The sequence below is a fragment of the Chryseobacterium sp. MYb7 genome, assembly GCF_002979455.1.
Taxonomy (GTDB): Bacteria; Bacteroidota; Bacteroidia; order Flavobacteriales; family Weeksellaceae; genus Chryseobacterium.
Genome location: NZ_PCOU01000001.1, coordinates 318146 through 336934, shown reverse-complemented (window position 1 = coordinate 336934; position 18789 = coordinate 318146). Strand labels below are relative to the sequence as shown.

Here is an 18789-nt window from a genome sequence, read left to right as displayed (position 1 = left end):
TTGGGAATTAATATTGCTTTTTATCACCAATTCAAACTTAAAAAAACAATTTTAAATCTAAGATTAAGTATAACATCACAATCCATCCACTATGAAAAAAGATATACTCATTTTTGTACTGACTATCTTATTATGCTTGCCGGGAAGATTATTTTCACAAACCTACCAACTTACCGGAAACCCTGTAAATACAACAGGCTGGGATCTTGTCTCTGATGCCATCGTAAGCGGAGACTTTGTAAGACTTACAACGGATCAGATCAGCAAATATGGAGCGGTAAAATTATCCACCCCAATCACCCTTAGCTATTGTGATAAATGGAAAGTGGAATTCGACTTCAGAATTGACGGAAATGGAACCACACAATTCGGAAAAGGAGACGGCTTTACCTTCTGGTATCTTGCTAATCCACCAACAGGCTTTGTATCCGGAGGAGGATTAGGTATTCCTGCCAATGCTTCCGGACTAATGGTTGGTTTTGACATTTTCAACAATACCACTGAAGGCCAGATGAGTAAAGTTCACATTCTTTATGGAACTAATAATACAGCAGGTAACAATATTGAATACAATACTACGCCAGGAAGTACATTTCATTCTCCGGACCTTATTGCTACTCAACCATTTGTAGGTGACACTTACAGACACGTTGAAGTAAATGGAGAAACAGATCTTACCAACCCAACAAACTGGATTATCAAAGTAAGAATCAACGGAGTACTTATTGTAGACCAGTCTTTTGCTCCTTCCGGAGGTGCAGTAGGTATGTCACAAGGATATTTTGGTTTTTCTGCAGCAACGGGAGGTGCCAGTGCGAGACATTCTATTAAAGACGTTAAGGTATTTGTAGATAAAGTTCCTATTTTAAGCAATACTATTTCTCCGTTCGTATGTACAAATCCGGCTACCGGAAATGGTACAGTAGACCTTACTTCTTACAATTCTCAATTTGTAAATAATCCCGGAAATTATATTTTCACTTATTATGTATTGGGAAGTTCAACTCCTATTGCTAATCCTGCAGCTTTCCAATATTCAGGAAACACAACTATTAAGGTGGTTGTAAAAGACCCTACCTCTACTCTTTGTGATAATGGTGACGGGGTCATTCAACTTAACCCTACTCCATTTGCCGCAACGGATGCCAGCCTTACCGGATGTAATAACAACAATGCCGGGACAGCAACTTTTGATCTTAACACAGCAACTGTCACCACTGTTGCCGGAGTAACCAAGGAATTCTACCCTACATTATATGATCTGAATAATGGCACAAACCTGATTACAAATCCTTCTGCTTATGCTTCCGCTGCAGCAACAATATATGTAAAGGTAACTACTCCACAAGGTTGTGTTAGCTCATCTAAAATCACTCTGAACATTTACCCCGTTGTAGTTGTGAATGATGTTGAGATAAAATCATGTTTTATTGAGACCAATCCATCTATGGCTTCTTTCAATCTTGTAGCAGCTGTAGTTTCTCAAGGCGGGCTTACAAAAGAATATTATCCATCTTTGACTGATGCTATCAGTGGAACTAACGCAATCTCGACTCCGAATGCATATATTGCTCCTAATGGAGTTGCTTATATTAAAGTATTTAGTGCAAATGGATGTTATGCTATTGCTAAAGTTACATTAACTGTAATCCCTCCTGTTTTCTCAAGAACTCTACATGATCAGACGATCTGTATTGAAAATACTACAACTTTAGACGCAGGAGCCGGATTCAAAAACTATGAATGGAGCACAGGAGCTACCACTCAATCTATCAAGAATGTAGGAGTAGGAACTTATTGGGTAAAACTTAAAACGGGAGATTGTATTGCTACACAGAAAGTAACGGTTTACCCTTCTGACAATCCGGTCATTACCACTGTTGATATTTCAGGGAGCACGGTAACAGTATATGCTAATGGAGGAACTCCTCCTTATCAATATTCTATGGATAATATCAGCTGGCAGGATTCTAATATATTTACCAACATTGCGAGAGGAGAAGCAAAAGTATACGTAAAAGACGGGTATAATTGTGTTCCTGTTGAAATAAATATTACGGTTCCTAATCTTATCAATGTGATTACCCCTAATGATGATGGTATTAATGATTTTGTTGACTATTCTGCATTGGCCAACAAACAAAATCTGGAAATAGCCATCTTCGACAGATATGGTTACAAAATGTTCCAGGCAGATAAAACCAATGGTTACAAATGGGCAGGTACCACTAATGGAAGCAAAAAAGTTCCTACAGGAAATTATTGGTATTCTGTTTCATGGAATGAAAATAATAAAAACAGTACTCCTATAAAATTCTCAGGCTGGATTGTTGTAAAAAACAGAGAATAATTACACTTTCCAACACATCAAAAGAATCACCCCGGCTGGCGGGGTGATTTTTTGTGTAAACAGGCAGGAGATATTTCATTTTAAGGACCCTTTATTCATATTCAATTCTTAAATTTGTCCTATGAATTATTTGGAAGCTTTAAGCAGAAGATATTCTGTAAAAAAATTCAATCATCAGATTATTCCTCAGGAAACTCTTCACAACATTCTTGAGTCAGGAAAACTGTCTGCCAGTTCGCTGGGACTTCAGCCCTATAAAATTGTGATTGTTGAGAGTGAGGAAATGAAGCAGAAACTGATTCCGGCTTTCTATAATCCCTCTCAGATTTCCACCTGTTCTCATCTTATTGTTATTATTTCCAAGAAAATCATTGAAGAGAACTATATCCGTGGTTATTTTAATCATATTTCTGAAGTAAGAGATACTCCTGTTGAAAAACTGGATCCATTTAGAAATAGTATTAATCAACACATTACACAAAAAACACAGGATGAAATTTTCAATTGGGCAGAAAAACAGTCTTATATCGTATTAGCCAATCTTATGTATGCTGCGGCTATTGAAAATATAGACTCTTGCCCCATGGAAGGTTTCCGTCAGGAACTGATAGAAGAAATTCTAGATATCAATCCTGAAGCAGAAAAAGTAACTGTTACCCTCGCTTTAGGCTACCGTTCTGAGGAAGACCTCTTCCAGCACATGAAAAAAGTAAGAAAACCAAACGAAAAATTGTTTAAATTTATTTAATATTTTAAACGATTGTACCTAAAGTAAGCATATGATAAAAGCGGATGTATTAGTAATCGGTTCCGGCATTTCCGGACTTTCCTATGCCATTAAAGTTTCTGAGCAGCTCCCTGATGCGAAAATCATTATTGTAACAAAATCTGACGAAGACGAAAGCAATACCAAATACGCTCAAGGCGGTCTGGCTGTCGTTACAGATTTCCAGAATGATAATTTTCAAAAGCATATTGATGATACCATGCGTGCCGGTGACGGAGAAAACAAACGCAATGTTGTAGAAATGGTGGTAAGAGAAGCTCCTGCAAGATTCAACGAAATTGTAGAATGGGGAGCCCAGTTCGATATGAAGAACGGCAAATTTGCTTTAGGAAGAGAAGGAGGTCATACTGAAAACAGAATCGTCCACCACAAAGATATCACAGGTTTTGAGATTGAGCGTGCTTTACTGCAGACAGCCAATAGCAGCCCGAATATTGAAATCCTTGACCATCATTATGTCATTGATATCATTACACAGCACCATGTTCCGGGAAAAGAACTTAATGAAGGTGATATTCATTGCTACGGTGCCTATATTCTGGATGAAAAGTCCAAAACAATCAAAAAAATTACTTCTAAAATAACACTGGTTGCCACAGGAGGTGCCGGACATGTTTATAAAAATACAACCAATCCAACGATTGCCACAGGAGACGGAATTGCTTTCGTAGCCCGTGCTAAAGGAATGGTTTCCAACATGCAATATTATCAGTTTCACCCAACAGCTTTGTATAGTAAAATGGATGGAATGCTGTTTTTAATTTCAGAAGCTGTTCGTGGAGACGGAGCAAAATTAAGAACCAAAAGAGGCGAAAAATTCATGCATAAATATGATGAACGTGAAGAACTTGCTTCCAGAGATATTGTTGCAAGAGCTATCGACGCCGAAATGAAAATTACCGGAGATGAATTTGTCGGTTTAGATTGTAAGGAAATGAATCATGAAAAATTTCTGGAGCACTTCCCGAATATCTATAAAAAATGCAAAGACGAAGGAATTGATCCATTTACTCAATTAATCCCTGTGGTTCCTGCCTGCCATTACTTAATGGGAGGAATTGAAGTAGACAGAGACGGACAGTCTTCCATCAGAAATCTTTTTGCCGTAGGAGAATGCACCAACTCAGGATTGCATGGTGCCAACAGACTTGCATCTAACTCATTGTTGGAAGGTTTAGTTTTTGGACATAATGCCGCTATGAAAACAGTCGCACTTCTGAATGAAAACAATTTCAACTTTGATGATCTGAAAGCCGTTCCGGAGTGGAATGAAGAAGGAATGAAAATCATGGACGAAATGGTCATCGTGAGCTATCTAAGAAAACAGCTTCAGGAAATGATGAGTGATCTTGTAGGGATTGTAAGAAGCAACAAACGTCTGAATATGGCTTTGCAGAAACATCAGGAGATTGCAGCGGCTGTGGATGAAATCTATCACTACTCCATTCTTTCCCCACAACTTTCAGAATTAAGAAACTTAACAACCGTTGCCCATCTCATCATTACCCAATCTATGGAAATGACAGAGAACAAGGGAGCGTTTTATAATAAAGATTTAGTCTAAAAGCATCATACAATGAAAAGACCAGCATACGTTACAGATAAAACATTAAAGACATTCATAAAAAATGCCCTTGAAGAAGACATTCAGGATGGTGATCATTCTACCCTATCAACTATTCCACAAGATCTTGTACAGAGTGCAAAGCTTTTAGTTAAACAGGATTGTATCCTTGCAGGTGTTGAGCTGGCTGAAATTATCTTCATCACTTTTGATAAAAATTTAAAAGTTGAAGTTTTTATTAAAGACGGAACTCCTTGTAAGTTTGGAGATGTAGCCCTCATCGTAACAGGAAGCGCAAGATCTATCCTTTCTACCGAGAGATTTGTTCTTAATTGTATGCAAAGAATGAGCGGTATTGCGACCCTTACTCACGACTGGGATTCAAGATTAGTTGGTACAAAAACTAAACTTTTAGATACTAGAAAAACCACTCCAAATTTCAGAATGTGCGAAAAATGGGCTGTTGCCATTGGAGGAGGAACCAATCACAGATATGGTCTTTATGACATGATCATGCTGAAAGACAACCACATAGATTATAACGGAAGCATTACCAATGCAGTAGCAATGGCAAAGGACTACGTTAAAAAGAATAAGAAAAAGTTAAAAATAGAGGTTGAAACCAGAAACCTTGAAGAAGTTCAGGAGGCAATCAACGCAAAAGTTGACAGAATCATGCTTGATAATATGGATGTAAAAACCATGAAGCAAGCTGTAAAAATGATCAACGGTTCATGCGAGTCCGAAGCTTCAGGGGGAATCACCCGGGATATGCTTAAAGAAATTGCTTCAACAGGAGTTACATTTATCTCTGTAGGAGCCCTTACACACTCTGCTGAGAATATAGATTTGAGTCTCAAAGCAGTGAAATAGCGTTGAATTTTTAACAAAAACACCCCCACTTTGTTAAAAATTCAATAACATGACTTTTTTCATACAAAAATTCAGTTTTTAGCCAAAAAACTGATTTTCAATGAATTAACATTATTAAGACTGATTAAAAATTAACATTGAGTTAATAATAGTTAAATTTTATTTTGCGAATTTTGCAGAAAATTAAATCTAACTATTACTAACGATTATGAAATTAATCAACAAATCGATACTAACTGCGGTTATTACTTTATCTACAGCTAGTGTTTATTACGCTCAACAAGTTCAGGATACAGCGAAAGCTAAATCTAAAGATATTGAGGAGGTAATCTTAAGAGGTGTAACGGATATCGCTAAAGATAGAAAGACACCAGTTGCAGTATCTACAATTAAAGCTGCTCAGATCCTTGAGAGACAAGGTAACCAGGAGTTGGTAGAATTGCTAAACACAACACCTTCAGTATATGCTACAAAAGGTGGTGGTGGATTTGGAGATTCTCAGATCACTATGCGTGGTTTTGAATCCAGAAACATCGCAGTAATGGTAAACGGTATGCCTGTTAATGACATGGAAGGAGGTACTGTTTATTTCTCAAACTGGACTGGTCTTTCCGACGTTACAAGTACAATGCAGGTACAAAGAGGTTTAGGTTCTTCTAAACTAGCTATTGCTTCTGTAGGAGGTACTATGAACTTCTTGACAAAATCAGCCGATATGAAAAGAGGTGGAATTCTGAGATTTGGAGTTGGTAACAATGACTATCTTAAAACTTCTTTTGCTTACAACACAGGAAAATCTGAAAACGGATGGTCATCTTCCATCTTAATGAGCAGACAGGCTGGTAGCACTTATATAGAAAATACACAATACGAATCTTATGCTTATTATTTCGCATTAGGTTGGGAGCCAAATAAAAAACACAACTTCCAATTTACCCTAACTTCTGCACCTCAATGGCATAATCAGAGAACATTCTCTCCAACAATCCAAAATTATATCAAGTACAATCCGGATAAAGATGGAACACCATACAGACAATATAACTCTGATTATGGTTACTACACTGACGCAAGCGGAAATAAAGTATCATTGGCTAACAGAGCAAACTATTACTCTAAGCCTGTAATGATGGTAAACTGGGACTGGACAATGAGTGAAAAGTCAAAGTTAAGTACTGTTTTATACATGTCTAATGGTAGAGGAGGTGGAACAGGTGAGATCGGTAGAGTTGGCGGAAAAGGAATCACAGACGCTTCTTTCATTGATGGAGGTGGTCACTTCAACTACGATGCTATTTTTGCTGCAAACAAAGCTGTTAATGTAAATACTGCAGCTGCTGGTAGTACTCTGATCCGTAGATCAAGTATTAACTCTCATAACTGGTACGGTATATTAGCAAATTTCCAACATAAAATTAACGATAACTGGAACTTCTCAGTAGGTACTGATGACAGATATTATTATGGATACCATTATCAGGTAGCTTCTGATTTATATGGAGCTTCAGGATATAAGGACAGCAATAACAAAAATATTGCCCCTAATATTGTTAACAAAACGTATGATTATCAACAACTAGCTTGGAATCCATTTGGAGGAAAAACAGCTCCTATCCAAGATCAAATTGGTTATAGTAATGACGGAGAAGTTATCTGGTACAGTGGTTTTGGTCAGGTTGAATTTAATAAAAATGATTTCTCTGCATTCTTACAGGGATCAGTTTCTAACCAAGGATACCAAAGAATTGATAACTTCATTCAAGATGGTATAACTAAACAACAAGGACAAACTGTTAACACAAAAACAGGATTCAAAAACCTTTTTGGATATAACATCAAAGGAGGAGCTAACTATAACATCAATGCAAACCACAATGTTTTCGCAAACATTGGATACTATAGCAAGCAACCATTCTTCAACTCTGTATACCCAAGTAACTTCCAGGTAGTTAATCCTACTTTAACTAACGAAAAAATCTTCTCTGCTGAAGTAGGATATGGTTTCAGATCACCAAAATTTAGTGCAAACGTAAATCTTTATAGAACTTCATGGGGAGACAGATGGTTAAGAAGAACAAATCAGACATTTACTCTACCTGATAATACAACTACTACAGGATATGCTGAAATCAGTGGTATTACTGAAATCCACCAGGGAGTAGAAGTAGATGCTGTTTACAGACCAACTAGTTACCTAGAATTCCAGGGTATGTTCTCATGGGGAGATTATTATTATAAAGGAAACGCTACAGGTGCTGCTTTTGATGATAACAACAACCCACTTACACTAGCTGGAACTTCTACATCTACAACACTTTACCTAGATAAAGTAAAAGTAGGAGGAACTAGCAATAACAGTATCCCTCAGATGACTGCATCATTAGGAGCTACTGTAAAACCTGTAAAAGATCTTAGCATCTTCGGAACTTGGAGATATGTAGGTAAATTGTATTCTTCAATTGATATCGCTACATTCTCGAACCAGGCTGCGCAGGATAAAGGAGTAATGAAGTTACCGGATTTCAACCTTTTTGATGTAGGATTCTCTTACAAAATCAGATTAAGAGACAGTTCTCAATATTTCACTATCGGTGCAAATGTTTACAACTTGTTTGATACTACTTATATTTCTGATGCATCTACAAACGTATTCACAAAAACTAGTGATCAGTTTGCTACAGCAGCTCAATATGAGGCTTATCAATCTACTCTATACAAAGGAATGGATCCTTCTAACCGTGTACTTTTCGGATTCGGAAGAACATGGGCGGCTAACTTATCATTCAACTTCTAATAATATCACAATATTAGATTTTATAAATATCAATCCCGGCTTTGAGCCGGGATTTTTGTTATCTTTGTGTACAAAAAAATAGGATTATGGATTTTTACAAGATTTTTCTTAGTGCACACAAAGGATTCGGGTATTTAGAACTTCTTTTAGTGGCACTATTTATCATTGCACTTTTAGCTACTATGTTTGGCTTCAGTGGAAAAGTGAACAAGTTTTTGAAGAAGACAACGCTCTTCACGATGATTTTCTTCCACGTTCAGTTTTTATTAGGAATATGCTTGCTATTCATATTTTCTCCAGGTTTCAAAGCTGCTTTAGATGCAGGAACATTAATGAAAGATGCTTACAGCAGACAAACATTTGTTGAGCATCCATTCTCAATGTTAGTGGCAGCAGTTTTGATGACTATTGTTAACAAAAAAGTAAAATCCAATGATACGATCTCTTTAGGAGTAGTGTTTATGGGACTGATTGCAGCAGGTTTATTTGCATTTGCATTCCCTTGGGTAAGAGTCTTTGGAGCTTAAAAAATAAAGAAAAATTATATGCGTTATAATTTATAAATAGTTTAATCTTAAATTTTTAATTAAATCAATGAAAGTAGCTGTAGTAGGTTCAACAGGAATGGTTGGACAAGTAATGCTTAAAGTTTTGGAGGAGAGAAACTTCCCTGTAACAGAATTAATCCCGGTAGCATCCGAAAGATCTGTAGGCAAGAAGGTGAAGTATAAACAGAAGGAATTTACCATCGTAAGCATGAAGGACGCTATAGCTGCCAAACCGGATATTGCGATCTTCTCTGCAGGCGGTTCTACTTCTCTTGAATTCGCTCCCTTATTTGCAGAAGCAGGAACAACAGTAATTGATAATTCTTCTGCATGGAGAATGGACCCTGATAAAAAATTAGTCGTTCCTGAGATCAATGCTGATGTTTTGACTAAAGAAGATAAAATCATTGCAAATCCGAATTGTTCTACCATTCAATTGGTAATGGTTCTTGGACCTTTGAACAAGAAATATGATTTAAAAAGAGTAATCGTTTCTACTTATCAGTCTGTAACAGGAACTGGTAAAGCTGCTGTAGACCAATTAAATGGTGAAATCAGCGGAGATGATTCTACTGAAAAAGTATATCCTTATCAAATCTTCAAAAATGCATTGCCACACTGTGATGTATTTGCAGATGATGATTACACAAAAGAAGAGATCAAACTGATGAAGGAGCCTAAGAAAATTTTAGGAGATGATACCTTTAACTTAACAGCAACTGCTGTAAGAGTTCCGGTTCAGGGAGGACATTCTGAAAGTGTAAATATCGAATTCGAAAATGAATTTGAACTTGATGAAGTAAGAAAGATTTTATCAGAAACTCCAGGGGTAATCGTAATGGACGATGTGAAAAACAACCACTACCCAATGCCATTATATTCTGAAGGAAAAGACGAAGTTTTTGTAGGAAGAATCAGAAGGGATCTGTCACAGCCCAAAACGCTCAACCTCTGGATTGTAGCAGACAATCTGAGGAAAGGAGCAGCAACAAACGCTGTACAAATCGCAGAATACCTTGTAGCAAACAACTTAGTATAAACTAACAAAATAAAAAAGAGTCTCAAAATTGAGATTCTTTTTTTTATCAAACTCTTCATATGACTACCCAGAAAAATACCCACAAAGAGAAAATAGGATTTCAAAAACTTATTGCCGTGTTTGGAATCATCCTTTTTATCGGAAAGATTATTGCCTGGAAACTTACCAATTCCGACGCTGTATTTTCCGATGCCATGGAAAGTATCGTCAATGTCATCAGTGCATTCATGGGATTGTATTCTCTCCATCTTGCGGCCAAACCTAAAGATGACGACCACCCGTATGGCCACGGAAAAGTAGAATTCGTGACTTCCGGTATTGAAGGAGCTTTGATTGCCATAGCCGGCGTTATGATCATCTATGAAGGAATTCACAGTCTTATTGTAGGAAAAACACTGAGTAAAATTGATCTGGGAATATGGATTATCGCAGCCACAGCCATTATCAACTATCTTCTGGGATATATTTCCATAAAAAAAGGAGAAAGAGAAAACTCTCTGGTTCTCATTTCATCCGGTAAACACCTACAGTCTGATACGATTACGACCCTTGGAGTGGTTGCCAGTTTAATCATTGTTTATTTCACTAAAATTTATTGGCTAGACTCTGTGGTAGCACTTACTTTCGGACTTTATATCATATTTGTAGGCTACAAAATCGTCCGAAAATCTTTAAGTGGCATAATGGATGAACAGGATCCTGAAATATTAAATCAGGTCATTAGAATTCTTGAAGAAAATAGACACGTAGAATGGATTGATGTACACAATATGAAAATTCAGCAGTTTGGTTCTTCTTTGCATATTGATGCTCATATTACACTTCCTTGGTATTATGATCTTCGGGATGCCCATGGCGAAATGGAAAAAGTAATAATTCTTCTTGCGAAAAACATTAAACGAACTATTGAGTTTAATTTCCATATGGACGACTGTAAACCCATATCATGTTCAATCTGCCAAATCAAAGAATGCCCTGTCCGGGAAAAAGAATTTGTAAAACGCATAGAATGGACTCCGGAAAATGTAACCAGTGTAGATAAACACACTGTAGAATAGCTTATAGAAACAATAATCTTCCTAATTTCCTACACTTTCTTTACCAATCATCTGCTTTCTATAATAGAACATCGGAACAATCAAAAGGATAATCAAAGGCTGGATAACAAATCTTCTCATATAAAAAGAAAAAAGATAACCTATCTCGAATTTGTCTGAAATGCAATATAGATAAATTGGCAGAGAGATTATAAATACAATCGTAATCATCACAGCTCCCTGCAATGTCCATTGTTTATTTCGAAATAACCCATGAATAATCATGCAGGAAAACAGAAGATTCAAAAGAAACCTAAACAGATGCCCTCCAATCAGTTTTCCCCATTCAAATGCAGGGAATTCAATATTTTTATTTGCTTCATGAAAGTAGTTAAGGAAAGGATCATAGAAAAGAGTATCCTCCAGAACTCTCACTCCTATCAATCCACAGATTCCTATTATAATCAGAAGCCAATTAAGAATTTTCATGTTTTAAAGCAAAAAATTTAATCCAAACCAGCCAAAGTAGCACAACAGTTCCATAAATAACAGCCGGGAAAATGAAATCGTGAAATATCTTTCCATACTCTTTATAATCAGCCATCACGATATTCAGTCCAACAATTCTCAAAAGGTTCATCACATACAATAAAACCAATCCTACTCCCACAAAAACAAAAGTTTTTGATCCCTTGTAAAATGCGAAAACAAAAGACACAAACAGGATAATGACAGAAATAGCATTGCAGCCTTCCACCATTCTGGTTTCATATCTTTCTTTGACATAAAACCAAACCTGTTCATTCCTTACATCATCATAAAGCTGCGTAGGATATCCTATTACATTCTGTATAGACGTTACCTGATTAGCAATGATCCTTGAGAAAGGATCCAAACCGGAATCTTTACCGCTATTCAAATAAAGCTGGTAGGCAAAAAGCAGCACCAGATAAACAATAATAAAACGCAATAAAATACCTAAAACAGGTTTAAAGTCTTTCAACATAATGCAAAGATAAAAATTAGCATGTAATATCCTGAATTTGAATAAAGAAAGTTAAAAATCAAAAACCAAAACCGATAATTATCTAGATAAAACGCAATAATTTTCTCAAAAACATTTAATAAAATCAATATTTTACAGCCTGATAGCAATCCTCTTTTTTCATTATATATCAGTTCTTTAAACGATTATTTCCAACTCATGTTAATTTAGTATATTTGTTTCCATATTATGACTTCTGAAAACGCAAAACGATTTTTTGAAAACCATTTGGGTAAAAAATCTTCCGAATTCGTCACATTAGCTCAAAGCGGCTCTGCTAGGGTCAATTTTCTGGCCGCAGCCGGTTCTGAAAGATACATCATCACCTACAATGAGAATATTCCGGAAAATGAAAGTTTCCTTTATTATTCTGAAATATTTTCAAGTCTGAACCTTAATACGCCTTCCATTCTTGCTGTTACTGATGACAGAAAGATGTACATTCAGGAGTTTTTGGGCCAACAAACACTTTCCGAGGTAATTACAAAGGAACAATTATCTCCAACTGTAAGAGCTTTGGTACAACAGACCTTAGAAAGGCTTTTCCAACTGCAGATACAAACACAGGGGAAAATTGATTTTTCAAGAACCTTTGAATATGAAAGTTATGATGAACTTCCCGTGATTCATGATCTTTATTATTTTAAAAATTTCGTGGCTGATGTTCTGGAACTTGAATACCACAAATCAACACTCCTGAAAGAGTTCAAAAAGATTGCAGCACTCGTTGAAAATCTTGAACCTAAAGGAATTATGATCCGTGATTTTCAGGCAAGAAATATTATGGTGAATGAAAAAAATGAAGTTTCTTTCATTGATTATCAATCCGCCATGAAGGGACCATTACTATACGATGTCATCTCTTTTCTTTTTCAAGCTAAAGCCAATTTCCCGAAAGATTTCAAACAGGAAATGCTGGAATTCTATATTCAGCAGTTCGAAGATTCTGAAACAAGAATTCAACTGAAAAATGCAGTGATGCCCATTCAGATGATGAGATTTTTACAGGTTTTAGGAGCTTATGGATTCCGAGGATTGATTCAAAGAAAGCAACATTTCATCGCCAGTCTTGAAAAAGGAATCCAGAATATCACCCAATTTGCTGATACATGGGAACTGATGGATCATTATCCGGAACTGAAGAAAGTAATTCAGCAGCTGACATCAGAAAAGGCAAAGCAAAAAATTGAGGAAATTATAAATAAGTAAGTCTTCGGCTCCGCTCAGACTGACAGATCGAAATATCTGAGCCAATACGAAGCAATTTTAAGATAGCTAAATAAGCCTTAATGGTTTAAAAATTATATAGAAAATATGCTAAACATCGAGATACACAGTTTTTCTTACAAAAAAGGAGGAATTCCTAAAGACAATTCAGGAAATGGCGGAGGTTTCGCGTTTGACTGTCGTGGAATTTTAAATCCAGGAAGAATCGAAGAATATAAAATCCAGACCGGAAATGACATTGGAGTTCAGGAATATCTGGAAACAAAAACGGAAATGCCAAAGTTTTTAGAACTGATAAAATCTCTTGTTTCCATTAATATTGACGACTACCTTGCAAGAGGCTTTGAGCATCTGCAAATTAATTTCGGATGTACTGGCGGGCAGCACAGATCCGTATATTCCGCTATCAAAATTGCAGAATTTATCAAAGAAAAATATCCTGAAGGAACAGAGGTAACTCTTCATCACGATGAACAACCACAACTGAACATTAGTAATCAGTAATGAGCAATAAGTAATTTTCTAATTATACTTATATTACTCATTACCAATCACTCATTACTTATAATATTATGAAAGCTCTAATTTTCGCAGCAGGAAAAGGAACCAGGCTTAAACCGTTTACAGACCACCATCCAAAAGCGTTGGCCAAAGTAAACGAAGTTCCGCTTCTGGAAAGAAATATCAAATACCTGAAAAGTTTCGGAATAAATGATTTTGTCATCAACATTCATCATTTTGGAGATCAGATTGTTCATTTTTTAAATAAAAATAATAATTTCGGATGCAAGATTGAAATCTCTGATGAGACCAATGAACTCCTTGAAACAGGTGGCGGCTTGATTTTTGCAAGAAAATTTCTTGATCATGGAGAAGATTTTTTAATCATGAATGCTGATATTCTTACAGACCTGAACATCAATGCATTGGTAGAATACCACAAAAAGATAAAAGATTTTGCTACTTTAGCGGTTTCGGACAGAGAGAGTTCGAGAAAACTCCTTTTCAATGATGATTTGGTTTTGAGAGGCTGGCTGAATGTTCAAACAGGTGAACAAAGGCTGGCAGAATTCAATAAAGGCTTTAAAGCTCTAGCTTTCAGCGGAATTCACTGCATCAATCCTGTCATCTTTGAAAAAATAAAAAGAACAGGCAAATTTTCTGTTATGGAAGAATATCTGGATCTGATGCAGACCGAGCACATACATGGTTTTGTACATGACAGTATTCTTATTGATGTTGGAAGACCTTCGTCCATAATAGAAGCCGAAAAACATTTTAAATAAATTTTGCAATGGAAATTGATGGAACGAGGGATGAAAGTTTAGTAAATCCGGAACTTGACATTAACGAAACAAAACTACACAACAGTTTCAGACAAAAAACCTGGGACGAGACAATTGCTAAAGACAGCTGGATGGTCTTCAAGGTCATGGCTGAATTTGTAGACGGATATGAAAAACTGGCTAAAATCGGCCCGTGTGTTTCTATATTTGGTTCTGCCCGACTGAAACCGGAGAACAAATATTATGAAATGGCGGTAGATATTGCTGAAAAAATCACCAAACTAGGCTTCGGAATTATCACCGGAGGCGGTCCTGGGGTTATGGAAGCAGGAAATAAAGGTGCTTTTAATGCAAAGGGAAAATCTATCGGACTTAATATTGATCTTCCTTTTGAACAGCATTTTAATCCTTATATCAACAAATCTTACTCCATGAATTTTGATTACTTTTTCGTAAGAAAAGTAATGTTTGTAAAATATTCTCAGGGATTCGTAGTAATGCCGGGAGGTTTTGGTACTTTGGATGAGCTTACTGAGGCGATGACCCTGATTCAAACCAACAAAATTGGAAAATTCCCAATTGTTTTGGTAGGAAGTGAATTTTGGGGAGGATTATTGGATTGGTTCAAGGCCACTCTGTTAAAAGAAGGCATGATTGCTGAAGATGATCTCGATCTTTATCGTGTGGTAGATACTGCTGATGAGGCTGTAGCACACATTAAGGCTTTTTATGATAAATATTCTGTGAATGTAAATTTCTAATTGGCATATTATTTGTGACTTAAAACTAGCAAGCATGATTGTAAATCTATTAATTAAGATGAAAAAACTTTTATATATATCAGGAATTTTAACATTTTTTGTGTTAATGAGTTTTATGTATGTAGACTTTTTCTCTTCAATGACCAAAGTGGACTATATTGATGGAAGCAAGACATTGAAGTTTACCACAAAAATGAATACAAGCCATATCTCTGACGCTATTAAAATCAACCCTAGTACGGCAGGATTTGAAGCAGAGGTAAAGAAATATGTGAACAATAATTTTGATGTATTTGTCAATGGCACTCCTAAAACGATTACCTTCACAGGAAGTCAGGTCAGCGGAGAAACTGTATGGGTGTATTTTGAAACCGGAGGCGTTTCGGATATCAGCACCTTAAAGATTAAAAATACGATCCTTTTAAGCGCTTTTCCTAAGCAGATCAATCTGGTGAATATTGCCTACAAAGGCAGCCAGAAAACAATGAACTTCCAAAGAGGAAAAGAAGTAAACGAGGTTTCTTTTTAAACGTGAATTAGATTTAACCATTATAAATGGGTACCCTGAAAAGTTGAACTTTTCAGGGTATTTTTTTGGGAATAAAAAAAATCACTTCAGAGAGATTAATTAAGTACAAATACGTAATCTCAAATTTCAGCATTTTCACTCTAATATTTTCATTTTCAGGAATGTACATTTGTATAGTAATTACAAACAGGTGAAGCCGCATCACTTTAATCACGGGGCGGAATCTGAAAAGCCCAATGAGTAAGAAAACACCAAACAAAACTAAATATCATGGAAGATATAGAACTTAAATCGTCCAGTCAGGCAATAGATGTCCTGATCGTAATTGACACGGATTATGTACGGGAAAAATATAAAAATCCAAGTACAGATCCTAATAAACCTGTAGGAATTGACCACAACAGCCAGCATATGATTGTTTCAAATGCCAATGCTATTTCAGGACAAGGTTCTGCTGACCTCAACTTCAGTGCAAGAGCCGGAGATGTAGTTTCATTCAGAGGAACTTCAATTTATCAGAATTCGGATGACGCGGTTATTATTTATAATATTAAATACTGGTCCGGAGATCAGGTTTTTAATAATTTCGTATACAATTCTGTTAGAAGAAAACAAGCTGCTGTACCGGATGTAAACTCTTTAAACGGTCTCCCTGCAACCTCTGCAGATATCAGCTTTGCCAGTATCGATTCAAAAGTAAGATCTACTGGGACAGAGAACTTTTATGTACAGTTTGGGCTTTATATTTTAGATCCTAAGGATAGTAATAAACAAATCCTTTACGGATACTTTTACTGGGATCCAACAATTACAGTTAAATAAAAGAAAATAAAAAACCACTGCTGATGCGGTGGTTTTTGTTTTTTATGTGCTTCCAAATCCTGTATTCCATAAAAGTGTTGCAAGATCAAGCTCACTTATATTAAAATCATCTTGATGGTCTCTAAAACCAGGCTTGTTTTTCAGTTCCTCAATAGCATTTTCTGCTTTTTCTAAAGATGAAAATACTCCAATATATCTTTCATCATCCAGAAACTTGTGTATTGTATAATAATGGCTTACGCTGAAAAAAGTATTTAAGCCTAGCCCTTTCATTGAAATACAATTTTCATCTATGTCATCACCTTTTTCAATGTAATCACGGCCAATCTCTCCTATCACCTCTTCAAATCCTTCATTCCAGTGTACTTTATCTAAAATATAATGATCTGTAACAAAACATTCCGGATAATCTCTGAATCCGGGTAGAATAACTGCTTTAGATTTTAACTCCTCCAAGTCTTCAATACTATTGGAAAAACCGAGAAATTTAGTATCAGTATGGGATTCATCAGTATAAGTATGATTCAATGCGTAGATAAAATATTCCATCTTAATTTTTTAATACTATTTATTTTCAGGAATAAAAGTATAAATTCTCTGCTGACTAAGCTTTATCCTAACTATCAAAAATAAAATCCGGCAGCTTTTCAAGCTGCCGGATTTTTATAAAGTGTATTAGAACTATATTTTATCCTAATGTACTACTCAATTTTGATGTTATCAATCTGAACATCATAAACTCCACCAGTTCCGGTTTTGATAGCGAACATATCTTTTCCAGCTGTTGTGTTAATGTCAGCAATACCTGTAAGAGTAAGCTCAACTAATCTCCACTGTCCGTTTGTGTTGATGGATCCTGTGTAAGAGTTAGCACTTTCTACACCTAAAGTAGCACCTGTAGAGAATGTTCCTAGGTTAAATACATAGAAACCTCCACCTGCTTTATATACGTTGAAAGAAAGTGTTTTTCCTGTTGCAGTACCTTTTATGTACATAGTGATTCTTTTCGGTACAGCCGGGATTCCTGTAGTAGCGATAGATGTAAATACATAATCGTTAGCTGTAGGTGTTCCTTTAATCTGAAGTGAATTTGTACCATTGTATCCTAATCCAACCCCTTGTGTAGCATAAGGCTTAAGTCCGAAGCTGTTTACACTTGTTAAGAAAGTTGCCCAGTTTTCGAAATCAGATCCTGCAAAAAGGTTTACAGCAGAAGCAGAAGGAGCTTCCGGCTCACCTGGGTTGAATCTGTCATTCGGGAAGTTGATATCATCAAGAGTTCTGATATAAGCCTGCTCTGTATAAGTTGTAGTGTTGCTTGTACCTGTGTAACGGCTTAAAAGAAGAACGATATCACCACTTTTTGCATATTTAGGAGAAATCGGAGACTTCGCAAAAGTCGCATAGTTACTGAAACGAAGGTCTAATCTTCCTGCCTTTTTATCTGTAATATAACGGTCACCTGTAGCTGACTCATCAGCAAAAGTTTTTGTTAATTCCGGGTCTTCAAACTGAACGTTTTTAATTTTTACAAGCTGGTTGATGTGAGCACCATTTTTCAATGCATCTGAGATAGAAGCGAACTCTAGCGGCTTCATTGCAGCTACAACTGGCTTTTGTCCGTCACACACTCTTGCAACATAATTTGAAACTTTGTTTGGATTAATTCTACCGATTGGATAGTTAGGATCATAAGAACCTACTTTAATGTTTCCATTCACACCTTGAACGATCAATCCTTTAAGGTTGATTCTAACTAAAGCTCCAGTTGGGAAATCAAGATATTGGTTACCACCATCGATATCAATTTCGATACCTTGAGTTGGGTTTTCAGGTTTATCTTGAAGGAACATCATTTTATAAATATTTCCAGACTCATCGCTTGAAGAAACATAAGCTTCAACAATATAATCTTCTTTAATGATATCAGCTTCAGCAGGTTTTACTTTTGCAATCGTTGCAAGCTCTGATAACTGGTGGTTAGCGGCTGCAAATTTGTTGGTACATTTGATTTCCGGCACGTCATAATCATCAGTTTTTACACAAGACGAGAATGCCAGCATTGAAATGGCACTAAAGATCGCCGCTTTAAAATATATATTTTTCATTGTTTTCGATTTTTAATTT

At 36.1% G+C, this 18789-nt stretch carries 18 protein-coding genes; 14 read left to right on the top strand and 4 right to left on the bottom strand.

From position 1 onward, the window contains the following. Positions 1-91: 91 nt before the first annotated feature. The 8 genes from CQ046_RS01540 (at position 92) to CQ046_RS01505 (ending at position 11013) form a co-directional block, all read left to right on the top strand. Positions 92-2350, top strand: coding sequence for a T9SS type B sorting domain-containing protein (locus tag CQ046_RS01540; protein WP_105700563.1), 2259 nt, complete (start codon positions 92-94; stop codon positions 2348-2350). Between the two features lie 121 nt (positions 2351-2471). Then, the gene (locus CQ046_RS01535) at positions 2472-3098 is read left to right on the top strand and encodes an NAD(P)H-dependent oxidoreductase (RefSeq protein WP_105700562.1); all 627 of its coding nucleotides are present in this window, start codon (positions 2472-2474) and stop codon (positions 3096-3098) included. 31 nt (positions 3099-3129) lie between these two features. Then, positions 3130-4701: an L-aspartate oxidase gene (nadB, locus tag CQ046_RS01530; RefSeq protein WP_105700561.1), complete on the top strand. Its 1572-nt coding sequence runs from the start codon at positions 3130-3132 to the stop codon at positions 4699-4701. A 12-nt stretch (positions 4702-4713) separates the two neighbouring features. Next, the gene (nadC, locus tag CQ046_RS01525; RefSeq protein WP_105700560.1) at positions 4714-5574 is read left to right on the top strand and encodes a carboxylating nicotinate-nucleotide diphosphorylase; all 861 of its coding nucleotides are present in this window, start codon (positions 4714-4716) and stop codon (positions 5572-5574) included. 208 nt (positions 5575-5782) lie between these two features. Continuing rightward, positions 5783-8368 (top strand): TonB-dependent receptor, encoded by a 2586-nt coding sequence (locus CQ046_RS01520; protein ID WP_105700559.1) that lies wholly within the window; start codon positions 5783-5785, stop codon positions 8366-8368. Between the two features lie 86 nt (positions 8369-8454). Next, positions 8455-8895, top strand: a complete 441-nt coding sequence (locus tag CQ046_RS01515) for a hypothetical protein (RefSeq protein ID WP_105700558.1) — start codon at positions 8455-8457, stop codon at positions 8893-8895. A gap of 67 nt (positions 8896-8962) precedes the next feature. After that, positions 8963-9955 (top strand): aspartate-semialdehyde dehydrogenase, encoded by a 993-nt coding sequence (locus CQ046_RS01510; RefSeq protein WP_047427247.1) that lies wholly within the window; start codon positions 8963-8965, stop codon positions 9953-9955. Between the two features lie 59 nt (positions 9956-10014). Beyond that, positions 10015-11013 (top strand): cation diffusion facilitator family transporter, encoded by a 999-nt coding sequence (locus CQ046_RS01505; protein WP_105700557.1) that lies wholly within the window; start codon positions 10015-10017, stop codon positions 11011-11013. A gap of 21 nt (positions 11014-11034) precedes the next feature. Here CQ046_RS01505 and CQ046_RS01500 read toward each other — a convergent pair whose 3' ends face one another. Next, the gene (locus CQ046_RS01500) at positions 11035-11481 is read right to left on the bottom strand and encodes an exosortase F system-associated membrane protein (protein ID WP_105700556.1); all 447 of its coding nucleotides are present in this window, start codon (positions 11479-11481) and stop codon (positions 11035-11037) included. Next, positions 11468-11998, bottom strand: a complete 531-nt coding sequence (gene xrtF, locus CQ046_RS01495; protein ID WP_105700555.1) for an exosortase family protein XrtF — start codon at positions 11996-11998, stop codon at positions 11468-11470. The genes CQ046_RS01500 and xrtF overlap by 14 nt, the downstream gene beginning before the upstream one ends. A 228-nt stretch (positions 11999-12226) precedes the next feature. Between xrtF and CQ046_RS01490 the strand changes: the two genes are divergently transcribed. The 6 genes from CQ046_RS01490 (at position 12227) to CQ046_RS01465 (ending at position 16662) form a co-directional block, all read left to right on the top strand. After that, positions 12227-13246, top strand: coding sequence for an aminoglycoside phosphotransferase family protein (locus CQ046_RS01490; protein ID WP_105700554.1), 1020 nt, complete (start codon positions 12227-12229; stop codon positions 13244-13246). A gap of 105 nt (positions 13247-13351) precedes the next feature. Beyond that, positions 13352-13768, top strand: a complete 417-nt coding sequence (locus tag CQ046_RS01485) for an RNase adapter RapZ (protein ID WP_105700553.1) — start codon at positions 13352-13354, stop codon at positions 13766-13768. 68 nt (positions 13769-13836) lie between these two features. Further along, entirely contained in the window at positions 13837-14550 is a 714-nt protein-coding gene (locus CQ046_RS01480) for an NDP-sugar synthase (RefSeq protein ID WP_105700552.1), read from the top strand. 8 nt (positions 14551-14558) lie between these two features. After that, on the top strand, positions 14559-15311 hold the full coding sequence (locus CQ046_RS01475) for a TIGR00730 family Rossman fold protein (protein ID WP_105700551.1): 753 nt from the start codon (positions 14559-14561) through the stop codon (positions 15309-15311). A 58-nt stretch (positions 15312-15369) separates the two neighbouring features. Next, positions 15370-15840, top strand: coding sequence for a DUF6702 family protein (locus tag CQ046_RS01470; RefSeq protein WP_185126126.1), 471 nt, complete (start codon positions 15370-15372; stop codon positions 15838-15840). Between the two features lie 270 nt (positions 15841-16110). Beyond that, the gene (locus CQ046_RS01465) at positions 16111-16662 is read left to right on the top strand and encodes an inclusion body family protein (protein WP_105700549.1); all 552 of its coding nucleotides are present in this window, start codon (positions 16111-16113) and stop codon (positions 16660-16662) included. Between the two features lie 42 nt (positions 16663-16704). Here CQ046_RS01465 and CQ046_RS01460 read toward each other — a convergent pair whose 3' ends face one another. Both CQ046_RS01460 and CQ046_RS01455 read right to left on the bottom strand, forming a co-directional pair. Continuing rightward, positions 16705-17211 carry a hypothetical protein gene (locus CQ046_RS01460; protein WP_105700548.1) on the bottom strand — a complete coding sequence of 169 codons (507 nt, stop codon included), beginning with the start codon at positions 17209-17211 and terminating at the stop codon, positions 16705-16707. A gap of 152 nt (positions 17212-17363) precedes the next feature. Continuing rightward, positions 17364-18770 (bottom strand): DUF5689 domain-containing protein, encoded by a 1407-nt coding sequence (locus CQ046_RS01455; protein WP_105700547.1) that lies wholly within the window; start codon positions 18768-18770, stop codon positions 17364-17366. Positions 18771-18789: the final 19 nt, after the last annotated feature.

Bases quoted from the DNA above. Each gene is read 5' to 3' on its own strand.
- CQ046_RS01535 (WP_105700562.1), top strand. From the start codon at position 2,472: ATGAATTATTTGGAAGCTTTAAGCAGAAGATATTCTGTAAAAAAATTC.
- CQ046_RS01460 (WP_105700548.1), bottom strand. From the start codon at position 17,211: ATGGAATATTTTATCTACGCATTGAATCATACTTATACTGATGAATCC.
- nadB (WP_105700561.1), top strand. From the start codon at position 3,130: ATGATAAAAGCGGATGTATTAGTAATCGGTTCCGGCATTTCCGGACTT.
- CQ046_RS01455 (WP_105700547.1), bottom strand. From the start codon at position 18,770: ATGAAAAATATATATTTTAAAGCGGCGATCTTTAGTGCCATTTCAATG.
- CQ046_RS01470 (WP_185126126.1), top strand. From the start codon at position 15,370: ATGAAAAAACTTTTATATATATCAGGAATTTTAACATTTTTTGTGTTA.
- CQ046_RS01515 (WP_105700558.1), top strand. From the start codon at position 8,455: ATGGATTTTTACAAGATTTTTCTTAGTGCACACAAAGGATTCGGGTAT.
- CQ046_RS01480 (WP_105700552.1), top strand. From the start codon at position 13,837: ATGAAAGCTCTAATTTTCGCAGCAGGAAAAGGAACCAGGCTTAAACCG.
- xrtF (WP_105700555.1), bottom strand. From the start codon at position 11,998: ATGTTGAAAGACTTTAAACCTGTTTTAGGTATTTTATTGCGTTTTATT.
- CQ046_RS01475 (WP_105700551.1), top strand. From the start codon at position 14,559: ATGGAAATTGATGGAACGAGGGATGAAAGTTTAGTAAATCCGGAACTT.
- CQ046_RS01485 (WP_105700553.1), top strand. From the start codon at position 13,352: ATGCTAAACATCGAGATACACAGTTTTTCTTACAAAAAAGGAGGAATT.
- CQ046_RS01505 (WP_105700557.1), top strand. From the start codon at position 10,015: ATGACTACCCAGAAAAATACCCACAAAGAGAAAATAGGATTTCAAAAA.
- CQ046_RS01465 (WP_105700549.1), top strand. From the start codon at position 16,111: ATGGAAGATATAGAACTTAAATCGTCCAGTCAGGCAATAGATGTCCTG.
- nadC (WP_105700560.1), top strand. From the start codon at position 4,714: ATGAAAAGACCAGCATACGTTACAGATAAAACATTAAAGACATTCATA.
- CQ046_RS01490 (WP_105700554.1), top strand. From the start codon at position 12,227: ATGACTTCTGAAAACGCAAAACGATTTTTTGAAAACCATTTGGGTAAA.
- CQ046_RS01520 (WP_105700559.1), top strand. From the start codon at position 5,783: ATGAAATTAATCAACAAATCGATACTAACTGCGGTTATTACTTTATCT.
- CQ046_RS01510 (WP_047427247.1), top strand. From the start codon at position 8,963: ATGAAAGTAGCTGTAGTAGGTTCAACAGGAATGGTTGGACAAGTAATG.
- CQ046_RS01540 (WP_105700563.1), top strand. From the start codon at position 92: ATGAAAAAAGATATACTCATTTTTGTACTGACTATCTTATTATGCTTG.
- CQ046_RS01500 (WP_105700556.1), bottom strand. From the start codon at position 11,481: ATGAAAATTCTTAATTGGCTTCTGATTATAATAGGAATCTGTGGATTG.